Here is a 14081-nt window from a genome sequence, read left to right on the forward strand (position 1 = left end):
TTTTGCGGTGTTTTCTGGATTCGGCTCAGACCAGGATCGAAGTCCCGGTCATCTCCGCCGGTTTTTCCAGACCCAGCAGCATCAGCATGGTCGGTGCCACGTCCGCCAGCACGCCGCCTTCGCGCACCTTCAGGTTGCGTTTGCCAACATAGATGAACGGCACCGGCTCGGTGGTGTGCGCGGTGTGCGCTTGGTGGGTTTCTTCATCGGCCATTTTTTCGACGTTGCCGTGGTCGGCAGTGATCAAGGCTTCGCCGCCGACTTTTTCCAGCGCTTCAACGATGCGACCGACGCAGGTGTCCAGGCACTCGACCGCTTTCACCGCGGCGTCGAACACACCGCTGTGGCCGACCATGTCGCCATTGGCGTAGTTGACGATAATCACGTCGTAACGCTGGTTTTCGATAGCGTCGACGATGCGGTCGGTGACTTCCGGCGCGCTCATTTCCGGCTGCAAATCGTAGGTAGCGACTTTCGGCGACGGAATCAGGATGCGCTCTTCGCCCGGGAACGGTTCTTCACGACCGCCGGAGAAGAAGAAGGTCACGTGCGCGTACTTCTCGGTTTCAGCGATGCGCAGTTGGGTCTTGCCGTTTTTCGCCAGGTAATCGCCGAGAACGTTTTCCAGGCTGCCGGCAGCGAAGGCCGACGGTGCCGGAATGCTGGCGGCGTACTGGGTGAGCATGACGAAACCGGCCAGCTTCGGCTGACGGGCGCGTTCGAATTCCTTGAAATCGTCTTCGACGAACACCCGGGTCAGCTCGCGGGCGCGGTCGGCACGGAAGTTCATGAACACCACCGCATCGCCGTCTTCGACTTTTACCGGCTCGCCGATGGACGTGGCTTTGACGAACTCGTCGCTTTCGCCACGGGCGTAGGCGGCTTCAAGGCCTTCCTGAGCGGTGGCGGCATTGAATTCGCCGTTGCCGTCGACGATCAGGTTGTAGGCCTGAGCGACACGGTCCCAGCGGTTGTCACGGTCCATGGCGAAGTAACGGCCGATGATGCTGGCGATACGGCCCTTGCCGAGTGCCTGGAAAGTCGCGTCGAGCAGTTCGATCGACGAAGCAGCGCTTTTCGGCGGGGTGTCGCGGCCGTCGAGGAAGGCGTGCAGGTAGATTTTTTCCGCGCCGCGCTTGAAGGCCAGTTCGGCCATGGCGATCAGGTGATCCTGATGACTGTGCACGCCGCCATCGGACAGCAGGCCCATGAAATGCACGGCTTTGCCGGCGGCCACGGCTTTATCCACAGCGGCGCAGATGGTCGGATTGTCGAAGAATTCGCCGTCGCGGATCGCTTTGGTCACACGGGTGAAGTCCTGATACACCACACGCCCGGCGCCGAGGTTCATGTGGCCGACTTCGGAGTTGCCCATCTGGCCGTCCGGCAGACCGACGTCCATGCCGCTGCCCGAGATCAAGCCGTTCGGCACGGTGGCCCACAGACGATCCAGCACAGGTTTCTTTGCCGCGAACACGGCATTGGATTCGGGGCTGTCGCTGTGACCGAAGCCGTCGAGAATCATCAGGACCAAAGGTTTGGGCGTAGTCGTCATGGAATCCACTCGTGGCTGATAAAGAAGAGGGCGATGGAAAACGGAGTTGGAGTTTAAAGCGAAGTTCCGACCGCGTCACCGCCGGACGGGGTTTGGCCGACCATAGTGGCTGTGTATACTGGCCGACATTTTAACGCCCTGGAACCTCCTTCGATGGTTGCTCACCTGATTGAATTTGCCACTAACCACTACATTCTTGTCGGTATCTTCGTCGTACTGCTGGCTCTGTTGCTGGCGCACACGATGCAGGGCGGCGGTAAAAGCCTGAGCACCGGCGAGCTGACCGCACTGGTCAATAAAGATGCAGGCGTGGTGGTGGACATCCGTCCGGCCAAGGATTACGCCGCTGGCCACATCGTCGGCGCGGTGAACATCCCGCAAGACAAACTGGCTGCCCGCGTCGGCGAGCTGGAAAAACACAAGGCCAAGACCATCATTCTGGTCGATGCCCTCGGTCAGACCGCCGGCACCCACGCCCGCGAGCTGATGAAATCCGGCTTCACCGCCGCCAAGCTGTCCGGCGGGATTTCCAGCTGGAAAGGCGACAACCTGCCGTTGGTGAAATGACATGAACGAAGTCATCGTCTACTCCAGCGATTACTGCCCTTACTGCTCGCGCGCCAAGCATCTGCTCGCCAGCAAAGGCGTGGCCTTCAAAGAGATCAAGGTCGATGGCAAGCCGCAGCTGCGTGCCGAAATGACCCAGAAAGCCGGACGTACCTCCGTGCCGCAGATCTGGATCGGCAGCAAACACATCGGCGGTTGTGATGATTTATATGCCCTGGAGCGCGCCGGCAAACTCGACGCATTGCTCAAGGGCTGAACGGCTGCACCCACGTACAGCACTCCCTAAAGACCCAAGATCGATAAGGATCTGAGATGACTGATCAACAGAACACTGCAGCCAGCGAAGAAGAAACCGCACCGCAATTCTCCTTGCAGCGCATCTACGTACGCGACCTGTCCTTCGAAGCCCCGAAAAGCCCGGCGATCTTCCGCCAGCAGTGGGATCCGGCCGTCGGTCTGGACCTGAACACTCGCCAGAAAGCGCTGGAAGGCGATTTCTACGAAGTCGTGCTGACCCTGTCGGTGACCGTGAAGAACGGTGAAGAAGTTGCGTTCATTGCCGAAGTGCAGCAGGCCGGTATCTTCCTGATCAAGAACCTGGATGCGGCTTCGATGAGCCACACTCTCGGTGCGTTCTGCCCGAACATCCTGTTCCCGTATGCCCGCGAAACCCTCGACAGCCTGGTCACCCGTGGCTCGTTCCCGGCGCTGATGCTGGCCCCGGTGAACTTCGACGCCCTGTACGCCCAAGAGCTGCAGCGCATGCAGGAAAGTGGCGAGACCCCGACCGTTCAGTAAGACGGTTGAGCAACACCCCATGTGGGAGCGAGCCTGCTCGCGAAAGCGGTCTGTCAGACACTTCAATGTTGACTGACACTCCGTAATCGCGAGCAGGCTCGCTCCCACATTTGTTTTGTTGCGTTACTTGAAGTCGTTCTGCCGCCACGCTTCGTACACGGCGACCGCCACGGTGTTGGACAGGTTCAGGCTGCGACAGCCTTCACGCATCGGCAGGCGCAGACGCTGTTCGGCGGGCAGGGCGTCGAGCACGTCCGCCGGCAGACCACGGCTTTCCGGGCCGAACAGAAACGCATCGCCGGGCACGAACGCGGCATCATGGAACGGCCGCGAACCCTTGGTGGTGAAGGCGAATACGCGCGGGTTGCCCAGACTTTCCAGGCAGCTGGCCAGGTCAGCGTGACGCTGCAACGTGGCATATTCGTGGTAGTCGAGACCGGCGCGGCGCAGGCGCTTGTCGTCCATCTCGAACCCCAGCGGCTCGATCAAATGCAGGTGGCAGCCACTGTTGGCGCACAGCCTGATAACGTTGCCGGTATTCGGCGGAATTTCTGGTTGAAAAAGGATGACGTGAAACATGCACGGCTCCGAAGGTAAAGATGAGCGGCATTCTACGCCGCCTGTGGACAACCGTTCGAAACTATTCCCGCGAGTCATCGGTTCGCTGGCGATCGTCGGCTTGATGATCGGCTTGATGATCGGCCGTCTGACCACGCCGGACCCGAGCGTGCTGGAGCGGGTCGAGGTCACTGATGGTGGCCTGGTGGTGTGGTTCAACAACGAGCCGAAGCTGCACGGCGAGATCATCGACGGCACCATCGCGCTGCTGTTTCAGGCCGAAGGTCGGCCGCAGAAAGGTCAGCTCAAGCTCAACGGCAGGGACGTGAACTGGCGCACGCGCAAGAGTGACGGCGGGTTGTTGCTGACCGTGCTCGCTGCGCGGCCGTTGCAGGGCGATTGGGCCGGCAGCGAAGTCGATGACCGCTGGCGGTTGGAGGTTCGGTTACAAGAGCCGTGACCTCAACGTCTCGTTCCCTCCCACGTTCCTTTGTCGCATTTCCCACTGCTGCCGTCGACCTTTCCGATCCAGTCCACGGCAATCCTGCGCTATCGTCTGCGCTTACGCTCAAACGGCAGGATGCCGTACACAAGCTCCTTTGCACACATGCGGGGGCGAATTCTTCAAGGATGAAAAACCATGCCAGTAAAACCACCGCGCCGTGGCGGTACCCACGTGGATTTACCGATCAGCCCGACTCGCTCGACAGATGTGGATACTTCGCTTCCCGGCCCATTGCGACAAACAGGCTTCGATTCAAGTAGCGCTCCGGGTAATCCTCCGTTGCGTGCCGCCGTGGTGGACGCTCCGCACCCCTCGCCAGCCGTCGTGGTGCATGCGGCTCAGGTAGATGCTCGGTCGCCGAAGTCTCTACCGTCGTTAGACCATTACGTCAGTGCGGTGGCGTCACTTCCACAAGCCAACAGCGCAGGTCTGCGCGTATTCAGGCAACGCACCTATGCCGAGCTGTCCGATGGTCGCATCGTGCTTGTGGCAATCGATTCGGAAACGAGACTCTTCCGGGCCAGATTGCCCAGTGAGTTGTCACCATCTGGCCCGGTGCTGCTGCGCGATACAGGCAGCGGTCTGTGGCGCCTGCGCGAGGTTTCAGTCTCAACCAGTCGAGAGCAGGTCAGAAAATACCTGCCCGATGCGACTGATCAACACGCAGATGACTTTATCTCCCGCTTCGCTGACAGCGAAGCAGCCGAGGCGGAGCTCAAGCGGATAGAGCTTGGATACCCTCAACTGGAGCGCGAACTCCTTGCCTGGGCAGATGCTTCGAAAGGTTCCGATGTCGAAACAATATCTGGACGAGGAGCAATGGCGGCTGAGCTGCGCCGATTGTTCAAATGGCAGGGTACAGCTGATGAGCGGGTTTATCATGATGGCCGATTCCGTGGCTTCAATTTGGATGTCGATCTGTCACTTTGGCCGAGCAACCAAACTCTTTCCGCGCAATTCAGTTCAGTTGCCTCTCTAACCCTGAGAGGCGATGCGCAAATGAACCCGGAAATATTCCTTTCGCAATTTCCCGAAATCGAGACTTTCAAAACGGCCAGCTTGATGCGGTTGGGTCGCGGTTCTGGTTTGTTCAGGACCATTCATTATTCAAGATTCAGGCTTGAGCCGGGCATCATTGAGCATCTGGCGAAGCGGCCCCGTTTACGAGAGATGAATCTGCAAGACTGCATTATCGAGCCTGGTTTCTCATTGCTCGGCATGCCAGGGTTGCAGGTTTTGAAAATCAATAACGTTCAGGGAACGGTAGATTTTAATGCCCTGGTGAATGAAGTTTCCGGACTGTCACGCTTGCAAGTGCTCGATCTGCATCGGAACCCTCTTATGAGAGCTGCCCCTCGCATTAGCGGAATGCCGCAACTGCGGATACTGGATCTGACTGATACCGGCATAAGGCAACTGCCCGTCGGGCTTGGTTCTGACAATGGAACACCACAACTGCAAGTTTTGAGACTTGGCGCTAATCCATTGTCGGATGTGCCCTCGCTTGAAGGGATGAGCGTGTTGCAGCAACTTGATTTGTCCGGCACAGGCATCAGTCGCTTCCCCGACGGCATCTCTTCGACTGTTCCCGGCGAAGTTCTGAATGTCGCTGGCAATCGTATCGAGTCGATCCCCGAGTTCCTGGAACTCAGGGCCGGATTCAATCTTGGCGGAAATCCCATCACCGATCCCGCTTCCTTGCGGCGCTTGATTCGTGCTCGGCGCAAAACAGGGAGCGATCTCTGGCTGGGTGAGGCGAGTATCGATCCTCGGGCCTATCTATGGTTGCGCAATGTGCCGCAAGAGCAGATCCCTGGAAAACTGGCGCTTTGGGATAGGCAAGTCGCAGCTTTGGACAGGCCTTTGAATCGGCCGATTCGTATGCTGAGCCGCACGCCCGAGTTTCAAGTCGAGCGTCAGCTGTTGCAGCGTCGAGTCTGGGCGTTTCTGGAAAGTTACGATAAGGCAGCTCTCAGCGAACGGGCTCGGTTGGACGCAATTGCGATTAACGAGACCAGTCCCGGAAGAATGCTGGAAAGGCTGGAGGAGGAATTGCGGGCCAGTGATCCGGGCCGTCAAAACGACCCTCTGCACCATTTGCCCAAGCGGCCGAAGCTTGAATGAACGCATGGCCAAAGCAATAAAAGCGGGAATCCCTGACCTGCCTGTATCAGGGTTCCCAAAACGGGGTGGACCTCGCTTGAGCGGTGGTCCGGTGTAAAGAGGGAACCCCCGGCCTGCCTGTACCAAGGATCCCAAAAGGGTGGGCTCGTCGCGTTGCGGTATGAGCCCGGTGTAAAGAGGGGAATCCCCGGCCTGCCTGTACCAAGGTCCCCGAAACGGGTGGTGAATCGAATCACCTGTAGAAGGTATTGCAGGCGCCGTGCCAGGTTTTAATGTGCTGAAACAAAAAAGCGCCTGAGAGGCGCGAAAGCCCCGGTACTTCGGGCTTTCGCGTTTTTGAATAAAGGGTTCTTCAGTGTTTTCAGGAGTGATTGTGGCGATACGGCTGTGCGCGATCGCAGGTCATCGTGCATTGATGCGGTGCACGGTAGCCCTCACTCTAGCCCTCTCCCAGAGGGAGAGGGGACTGACCGAGTTGCCCGGTCAGTTACGCCGACCTGAGATACCGAGCCGAACTCAGGCCTCGAAACCACCCGAGATCCGCCCCCTCTCCCCTGGGGGAGAGGGGGATCGATCCTGAGTACACGACAATCCTTAAGCGTTAACCTTCATCCCCCTCATCATCATCCCCACCATCAACCTTCATCCCCAATTCCTTGATCTTGCGCGTCAGGGTATTACGCCCCCAACCCAACAAAACGGCAGCATCACGACGGCGCCCGGCGGTGTGCTTCAACGCCGTCTCGATCATGATTCGCTCGAACGCAGGCACCGCGCTGTCGAGCAGGCTCGATTGGCCTCGAGCCAAAGCCTGATCGGCCCACTGGCGCAGGGCCTGTTCCCAGTTAGTCACTGGCGCCGAGTCTTGCGGTAAGTTGAGCAGCTCAGGCGGCAGGTCGCTGATGTGCACCTCGCGGCCGGAGGCCATGACGGTGATCCAGCGGCAAGTGTTCTCCAGCTGGCGGACGTTGCCCGGCCACGGCAGGTTTTTCAGGTATTCCTCGGTCTCGCTTTTCAGCACCTTCGGCTCGACCGCCAGTTCCTGCGCGGCGCGGCTGAGGAAGTGCCGGGCCAGGGTCGGGATGTCTTCACGACGATCCGACAGGCGCGGAATGTGAATACGGATCACGTTGAGGCGGTGGAACAAGTCTTCACGGAATTTGCCGGCGTGGACCAGCGTTTCCAGATTCTGGTGGGTGGCGGCGATGATGCGTACATCGACCTTGACCGGCACATGCCCGCCAACGCGATAGAACTCGCCATCGGCCAGCACCCGCAACAGACGGGTCTGGGTGTCCGCCGGCATGTCGCCGATCTCATCGAGGAACAGCGTGCCGCCGTCGGCCTGTTCAAAGCGACCGCGACGCAAATTTGCCGCGCCGGTGAACGCGCCTTTCTCGTGGCCGAACAGCTCCGATTCCATCAGATCCTTGGGAATCGCCGCCATGTTCAACGCGATGAACGGCGAGGCCGCGCGCGGGCTGTGGCGGTGCAGAGCGTGGGCAACCAATTCCTTACCGGTGCCGGATTCGCCGTTGATCAGTACGGTGATGTTGGAGTGGCTCAGGCGGCCGATGGCGCGAAACACTTCCTGCATCGCCGGCGCTTCGCCGATGATTTCCGGGGTGCGGGTCAGCGCCGGCACCACTTCCAGGCCTTGCTGTTCCTGCGCATGTTGATTGGCGCGCTTGACCAGCGACACCGCTTCATCGACGTCGAACGGCTTGGGCAGATACTCGAATGCGCCGCCCTGATAGGAGGCGACAGCGCTGTCCAGATCGGAGTGAGCGGTCATGATGATGACCGGCAGCCGTGGGTGCTGTTCGCGAATCCGCGCCAGCAGATCCAGGCCACTGGCACCGGGCATGCGGATGTCGGAAATGATCACGTCCGGCTGCTGCCGGGCCAGACGACTCATCACGCCATCGGCGCTGTCGAAGCTTTGGGTGGTCATGCCTTCCTGCTGCAAGGCCTTTTCCAGAACCCAACGGATAGAACGGTCGTCATCGACGATCCACACGGTTTCACTACGGCTCATGTCGATGTGGCTCCTTGTTCCAGTGGCAGGAAGATCGAGAACGTGGTGTGGCCTGGATGGCTCTCACACTCGATCAGGCCCTGGTGCTGACTGATGATGTTCTGGGTAATGGCCAGGCCCAGCCCGGTACCGTCCGGGCGACCGCTGACCATCGGAAAGAAAATGGTTTCCTGCAGTTCCGCCGGGATGCCCGGGCCGTTGTCGATGATCTCGATCTTGGTCACCAGACGATGGCGGATGTGGCCGATGGTGAACTGGCGCATGGCGCGGGTGCGCAGGCTGATGCGGCCAAGGCGCAGCTCGTTCTGGCTACTGATCGCCTGCATCGCGTTGCGCACGATGTTCAACACCGCCTGGATCATTTGCTCGCGGTCGATCAACACGTCGGGAATGCTTGGATCGTAATCACGCACCAGAGTGATGCAGCCCTGGCTTTCGGCTTCGACCAATTGGCAGACGCGTTCGAGGACTTCGTGAACGTTGCACATCGCCAGCGACGGCAGTTTGTTCGAGCCGAGCATGCGATCGACCAGATTGCGCAGGCGATCGGCCTCTTCGATGATCACGTTGGTGTAGTCGCGCAGGCTTTCTTCCGGCAGCTCGCGTGCCAGCAACTGTGCCGCACCGCGAATGCCACCGAGGGGATTCTTGATCTCGTGGGCGAGGCCGCGCACCAGCATTTTGCTGGTTTCCTGTTTGGACAGCTGCGCCTCTTCCTTGGTAATCCGCAGCAGGCGATCGCGCGGGTGGACTTCAAGCAGTAGCAGGGTCGCGCCGTTGCTGAGGATCGGTGTGACCGCGTAATCCACAGTCAGGGTCTGGCCGGTGAGGGCGGTGAGCATCGCTTCGCGTTTGGTGAAGGGATGCGCCTGCTCGACCGCCTGGCGCAGGGAATTGAGCGCCTCGGGGGATTCGGTGAACAGCTCGCTGATGAACTGGCCATGGCTGCGCTGCCCGCTGACGGCCAGCAGCATCTCCGCCGCCGGGTTCATGTACTCGAGGCGCAGTTCGGCGTCGAGCAGGATGGTCGCCGTGGTCAGGTTGTCGAGCAGCAAACGGTGGATAGCGTCGCTTATGGTCATCTGGACCCCTTTTGGAGCAAGGCGTGCGCAAGAACAAAGCGCTGATATCGGGAAAATGCAAAAACCAAACCAAGGCTCCGAAAAGAAGCGTTCAAGCCCTGAAACAGGCGTTTGACGCGCGTTTGTATGGCACGACGCCAGCTCAAACGGGAAGTTTCGAACCAAAATGGGTTGGACTGTGGGCGAGATGCAGTTTAGTGCACCAATAGGGTGCGCATGACTTGCGCGGGCTAGAAGAAGCGCAGAAACGGATTTTTCGGTTCTTCAGGTTTGTCCTTGAGCGGGCATTCCGGACGTACGCCATAGTCGTCGGCGACACAGGGTTTGACCTGACGTTTCTGCGCCAGGGAAATGCGCAGCATGTGGAACGGCTGATTGGCGGTGCGCTCCACGGTACGCCCGGCGGCGTCGAGTATCTCGATGGAAAGGCTGTGGCTGCCGCGATCGATATTGTTCAGCGCAAATACCGGACTGACGCCGGGCTCGCCAGTGGCCTGGCCATCGAGCAACAGGCGATAACGATGGCCGCTCTGCAGGCCGGGCTCGCTGGTGACGCTGACGATCAGCTCGCCGGCGCTGCTGCGCAGGGTCGCGTCGGGCTCCGGGATCAGGATGCGCAGCATGTCGTAACGGAAGGGCGCTGGTTCGACGGATTTTTTCGCCGTGGTGATCGGCGCGGCGCTGTTGGCAGGGACAGCCATGCGATTGCTCGTCGCGATCGGCACTCGCTTGGCGTTGGCGCGCGGCTGGTCGGTGTAGACGCGGTTGCCCTGTGCGTCGATATAGGTGAAGACCTCAGCCGTAGCGGGCAGCGCCATCAGCGCCAGGATCAGCAGCAGCCCGCGGCGAATCATGGTTTGTGCACCCGTTGCACGTTGAGCACGGCGGGCGGGCTCTGCTGGATGACGGTCTGACCGTTGATCACCTGCACGGCCAGGCGATGCTCGCCGCGATCGACGTTGACCAGTTGCAGAACCGGCACGTTGCTCGGCTGGCCATAGGGCTCATCGTCCAGCACCAGTCTCAGTTGATGGGGCGGTTGCAGGCGCGGCTTGATCAGGACATTGACCGTGAAGGTGCCGTTGTTGGCGCGCAGGGCCCCGTCAGTGGGCAGGCCCGCGAGTTCGAGGATTTCATAGGCGTTGTGCGGCGATTGCGGTGCTTCGGCGCTGGATGATTGCGGCGCGCTCGGTGGTTGCGGCTCGACTCGATTGAGTGGCGGCAACTCGACCGGTTGCGCCGGCACGCCGTCCGGCGGCTGATTGCTGTACGCGGTGTTGCCGTTCGCATCGGTGTACTTGTAGATCTGCGCCACGGCGGGCAGAGCGATCAGCAGCAGAATGTAGAGAAACGTGCGACCCATGAAATCGACCGGGGTTGGAAACTGTGGGTAGCAGCATAGGACAGGTGCGGCGGTTGGCCCAACTGGCGACGCATCCAAAAATTATTCAATCACCACAAATCCCCTGTGGGAGCGAGCCTGCTCGCGAAGGCGCCGCATCAGTCACCATCATCTTCAATGACCCACCGCTTTCGCGAGCAGGCTCGCTCCCACAGGAGAAATGCGTCGCCCCAGAAATTACGCGCAATAAAAAAGGCCTCCCGAAGGAGGCCTCTTTCTGTCACGCCACTTTACGCAGCGCTACCGGATCAGCAGCTGTAGTACAGCTCATATTCCAGTGGGTGTACGAAGGTGCGAACCTTGATTTCTTCTTCCGATTTCAGCGCGATGTAAGCGTCGATGAAGTCGTCGGAGAACACGCCGCCCTTGGTCAGGAACGCACGGCCCTTGTCCAGCTCTTCCAAGGCTTCTTTCAGGCTGCCGCAAACCTGTGGAATCTCTTTCGCCTCTTCAGGCGGCAGGTCGTACAGGTTCTTGTCGGCGGCATCGCCTGGGTGGATCTTGTTCTGGATACCGTCCAGACCGGCCATCAGCAGTGCTGCGAAAGCCAGGTACGGGTTGGCAGCCGGATCCGGGAAGCGTGCTTCGATACGGCGGGCTTTCGGGCTCGACACGTAAGGAATACGGATCGAAGCGGAACGGTTACGCGCCGAGTAGGCCAGCATTACCGGAGCTTCGAAGCCTGGCACCAGACGCTTGTAGGAGTTGGTCGCCGGGTTGGTGAAGCCGTTCAGGGCCTTACCGTGCTTGATGATGCCGCCGATGAAGTACAGAGCGGTATCGGACAGGCCGGCATAGCCTTCGCCTGCGAAGGTGTTCTTGCCGTCTTTCCAGATCGACATGTGCACGTGCATGCCCGAACCGTTGTCGCCGTAGAGTGGCTTCGGCATGAAGGTCGCGGTCCGGCCGTAAGCGTCGGCCACGTTGTGCACAACGTATTTCAGGGTCTGAACTTCGTCAGCTTTCTTCACCAGGGTGTTGAACTTGACGCCGATTTCGTTCTGGCCGGCAGTTGCCACTTCGTGGTGGTGAACTTCAACCGACTGACCCATTTCTTCCAGTGCGTTGCACATGGCGGTACGGATTTCGTGGTCGTGGTCGAACGGTGGAACCGGGAAGTAGCCGCCTTTCACGCCTGGACGGTGACCCTTGTTGCCGCCTTCGATGTCCTGGTCGGACATCCACGAACCTTGCTCGGAGTAGATCTTGAACATCGAGCCGGAGATGTCCGACTTGAATTTAACCGAGTCGAAGATGAAGAATTCTGGCTCTGGACCGGCGAATACAGTGTCACCGATACCGGTGGCTTTCAGGTGCTCTTCGGCACGCTTGGCGATCGCACGTGGATCGCGGTCGTAGCCTTGCATGCTCGAAGGCTCGATGATGTCGCACACCAGAATCAGGGTTGGGTCTTCGGTGAACGGATCGAGTACGGCCGTTTCGTCGACCGGCATCAGGATCATGTCGGAGGCTTCGATGCCTTTCCAGCCGGAGATGGAGGAACCGTCGAACATCTTGCCGACTTCGAAGAAGTCGTCATCCAGCGCATCGCGAGCCGGCATGGTCACGTGGTGCTGAGTGCCTTTGGTGTCCGTGAAGCGCAGATCAATCCACTTGACGTCATGATCTTTGATGAGTTGAACCGACTTCGACATAGTGTCCTCCGGGTGAATTAGGGCGGGTAGTGGATGCCCTTAATAATGGTGATGCCGGCGCGAATACTCTGCCAAGGCAACCTGCCTCACAAGGGAGCAAATTGCATGCCAGTGCCCCAGCATGGGTTTTTTGCCCCAAATTCACGCTTATTAAGGTGCGCGAGGTAGTGAATCGAGAAATCTCGCCCCGTAATGTTGCGTTTGAATTCAGAAATGACCTGTTTTGGTGCGTGTAAAACCTTCTGCACATTAACTGGTTAAACCTTGAGCAATTTCCGCTATAATCCGCGCCCCCCTTTTTCGGCTGGCCGTTCGCGCGCTGTTTTCATGAAACTTATCGTAAAAGTCTTCCCCGAGATCACCATCAAAAGCCGACCTGTACGGACGAAATTCATCCGCCAGTTGGCCAAGAACATCCGCACCGTGCTCCGTGACCTGGACCCGGCCGTGGTGGTGAACGGCGTGTGGGACAACCTCGAGCTGGAAACCCGCGTCACCGACGCCAGAGCCTTGAAAGAGATGGGCGAGCGCCTGACCTGCATGCCGGGCATCGCGCACTTTCTGCAGATCGACGAGTACCCGCTGGGCGACTTCGACGACATCACCGAAAAGTGCAAACAGCACTACGGCGATGCGCTGGCCGGGAAGTTTTTCTCGGTGCGCTGCAAGCGCGCAGGCAAGCATGCCTTCAGCTCGATGGACGTGGAAAAATACGTCGGCAGCAAGCTGCGTCGTGAGTGCGGTGCAGCCGGAATCGACCTGAAAGCGCCGGAAATCGAAGTTCGTATCGAAGTTCGCGACAAACGGTTGTTCGTGATTCATAGCCAGCACAACGGCATCGGCGGCTACCCCCTGGGTGCGCTGGAGCAGACGCTGGTATTGATGTCCGGCGGCTTCGATTCGACCGTGGCGGCTTACCAGATCATGCGCCGCGGCCTGATGGCGCATTTCTGCTTCTTCAATCTCGGCGGGCGTGCCCACGAATTGGGCGTAATGGAAGTCGCGCATTTCATCTGGAAGAAGTACGGCAGCTCGCAACGCGTGCTATTTGTCAGTGTGCCGTTCGAGGAAGTGCTGGGCGAAATTCTCGGCAAAGTCGATAACAGTCATATGGGCGTGGTTTTGAAGCGTATGATGTTGCGCGCCTCGTCCGAGATCGCCGAACGCTTGCACATCGATGCGTTGGTCACCGGTGAAGCGATCTCCCAGGTGTCGAGCCAGACGCTGCCGAACCTGTCGGTGATCGACTGCGTGACCGACAAGCTGGTGCTGCGGCCGCTGATCGTCGCGCACAAGCAGGACATCATCGATACGGCCAACGAGATAGGCACCGCCGATTTCGCCCGGCACATGCCGGAATACTGCGGCGTGATTTCGGTCAACCCCAAGACCGCCGCCAAGCGTGGCCGGGTTGAGCACGAAGAGAAAGAATTCGACATGGCGGTACTCGAGCGTGCGCTCGCCAACGCCAAACTGGTGCCGATCGATCGGGTGATCGACGAATTGGGCCAGGATTTGCAGATTGAAGAAGTCAGCGAAGCGCTGGCCGGTCAGATCGTGATCGACATCCGCCACCCGGATGCCGCCGAGGATGACCCGCTGGAACTCGCCGGCATAGAGGTACAGACGATGCCGTTCTATGCAGTGAACGCACGTTTCAAGGAACTGGACCCTACTCGCCAGTACCTGCTGTATTGCGACAAAGGCGTGATGAGTCGCCTGCATGCCCACCATTTGCTCAGTGAGGGGCATGCCAATGTGCGCGTTTATCGACCGAGCTAAGTGCCCGGGGCTGTT

Annotated in this window: 13 protein-coding genes; 6 read left to right on the forward strand and 7 right to left on the reverse strand. The window is 59.4% G+C overall.

Going from position 1 to position 14081, the window contains the following annotated elements; translation table 11 throughout:
- Nucleotides 1-25: 25 nt before the first annotated feature.
- Nucleotides 26-1555 carry a 2,3-bisphosphoglycerate-independent phosphoglycerate mutase gene (gpmI, locus tag AC0Z4S_RS04615; RefSeq protein ID WP_485622225.1) on the reverse strand — a complete coding sequence of 510 codons (1530 nt, stop codon included), beginning with the start codon at nt 1553-1555 and terminating at the stop codon, nt 26-28.
- Between the two features lie 153 nt (nt 1556-1708).
- Between gpmI and AC0Z4S_RS04620 the strand changes: the two genes are divergently transcribed.
- The 3 genes from AC0Z4S_RS04620 to secB are packed head-to-tail and all read left to right on the forward strand — an operon-like array spanning nt 1709 to nt 2920.
- Nucleotides 1709-2122 carry a rhodanese-like domain-containing protein gene (locus AC0Z4S_RS04620; protein WP_016772116.1) on the forward strand — a complete coding sequence of 138 codons (414 nt, stop codon included), beginning with the start codon at nt 1709-1711 and terminating at the stop codon, nt 2120-2122.
- A gap of 1 nt (nt 2123) precedes the next feature.
- A complete protein-coding gene (grxC, locus tag AC0Z4S_RS04625) occupies nt 2124-2378 on the forward strand; it encodes a glutaredoxin 3 (protein ID WP_485622226.1) in 255 nt (84 codons plus the stop codon).
- A gap of 56 nt (nt 2379-2434) precedes the next feature.
- Nucleotides 2435-2920, forward strand: a complete 486-nt coding sequence (gene secB / locus AC0Z4S_RS04630; RefSeq protein WP_016772114.1) for a protein-export chaperone SecB — start codon at nt 2435-2437, stop codon at nt 2918-2920.
- A gap of 123 nt (nt 2921-3043) precedes the next feature.
- Here secB and AC0Z4S_RS04635 read toward each other — a convergent pair whose 3' ends face one another.
- Nucleotides 3044-3499 (reverse strand): tRNA (cytidine(34)-2'-O)-methyltransferase, encoded by a 456-nt coding sequence (locus tag AC0Z4S_RS04635; RefSeq protein ID WP_016772113.1) that lies wholly within the window; start codon nt 3497-3499, stop codon nt 3044-3046.
- On the opposite strand from AC0Z4S_RS04635, the gene AC0Z4S_RS04640 reads away from it, so the two are divergent.
- Together AC0Z4S_RS04640 and AC0Z4S_RS04645 are read left to right on the forward strand one after the other, a co-directional pair.
- Nucleotides 3498-3938 (forward strand): hypothetical protein, encoded by a 441-nt coding sequence (locus tag AC0Z4S_RS04640; RefSeq protein WP_485622228.1) that lies wholly within the window; start codon nt 3498-3500, stop codon nt 3936-3938. The two genes, AC0Z4S_RS04635 and AC0Z4S_RS04640, sit on opposite strands and share 2 nt — an antisense overlap.
- A gap of 180 nt (nt 3939-4118) precedes the next feature.
- On the forward strand, nt 4119-6107 hold the full coding sequence (locus AC0Z4S_RS04645) for a leucine-rich repeat domain-containing protein (protein WP_485622229.1): 1989 nt from the start codon (nt 4119-4121) through the stop codon (nt 6105-6107).
- Between the two features lie 601 nt (nt 6108-6708).
- On the opposite strand, the gene ntrC is transcribed toward AC0Z4S_RS04645, so the two are convergent.
- From ntrC to glnA, 5 genes are all read right to left on the reverse strand, one after another.
- Entirely contained in the window at nt 6709-8145 is a 1437-nt protein-coding gene (ntrC, locus tag AC0Z4S_RS04650; protein ID WP_485622230.1) for a nitrogen regulation protein NR(I), read from the reverse strand.
- The gene (gene glnL, locus AC0Z4S_RS04655; protein ID WP_039756599.1) at nt 8142-9227 is read right to left on the reverse strand and encodes a nitrogen regulation protein NR(II); all 1086 of its coding nucleotides are present in this window, start codon (nt 9225-9227) and stop codon (nt 8142-8144) included. The genes ntrC and glnL overlap by 4 nt, the downstream gene beginning before the upstream one ends.
- 230 nt (nt 9228-9457) lie before the next feature.
- Nucleotides 9458-10081, reverse strand: coding sequence for a DUF4124 domain-containing protein (locus AC0Z4S_RS04660; RefSeq protein WP_485622231.1), 624 nt, complete (start codon nt 10079-10081; stop codon nt 9458-9460).
- On the reverse strand, nt 10078-10590 hold the full coding sequence (locus AC0Z4S_RS04665) for a DUF4124 domain-containing protein (protein WP_485622232.1): 513 nt from the start codon (nt 10588-10590) through the stop codon (nt 10078-10080). Before AC0Z4S_RS04665 ends, AC0Z4S_RS04660 begins: the two co-directional genes overlap by 4 nt.
- Before the next feature lie 287 nt (nt 10591-10877).
- Nucleotides 10878-12284 carry a type I glutamate--ammonia ligase gene (gene glnA, locus AC0Z4S_RS04670; RefSeq protein ID WP_016772104.1) on the reverse strand — a complete coding sequence of 469 codons (1407 nt, stop codon included), beginning with the start codon at nt 12282-12284 and terminating at the stop codon, nt 10878-10880.
- Nucleotides 12285-12611: 327 nt separating this feature from the next.
- On the opposite strand from glnA, the gene thiI reads away from it, so the two are divergent.
- Nucleotides 12612-14066 (forward strand): tRNA uracil 4-sulfurtransferase ThiI, encoded by a 1455-nt coding sequence (thiI, locus tag AC0Z4S_RS04675; protein ID WP_485622233.1) that lies wholly within the window; start codon nt 12612-12614, stop codon nt 14064-14066.
- Nucleotides 14067-14081: the final 15 nt, after the last annotated feature.

This window comes from Pseudomonas sp. 1L-B-1-E-C1 (assembly GCF_057291835.1).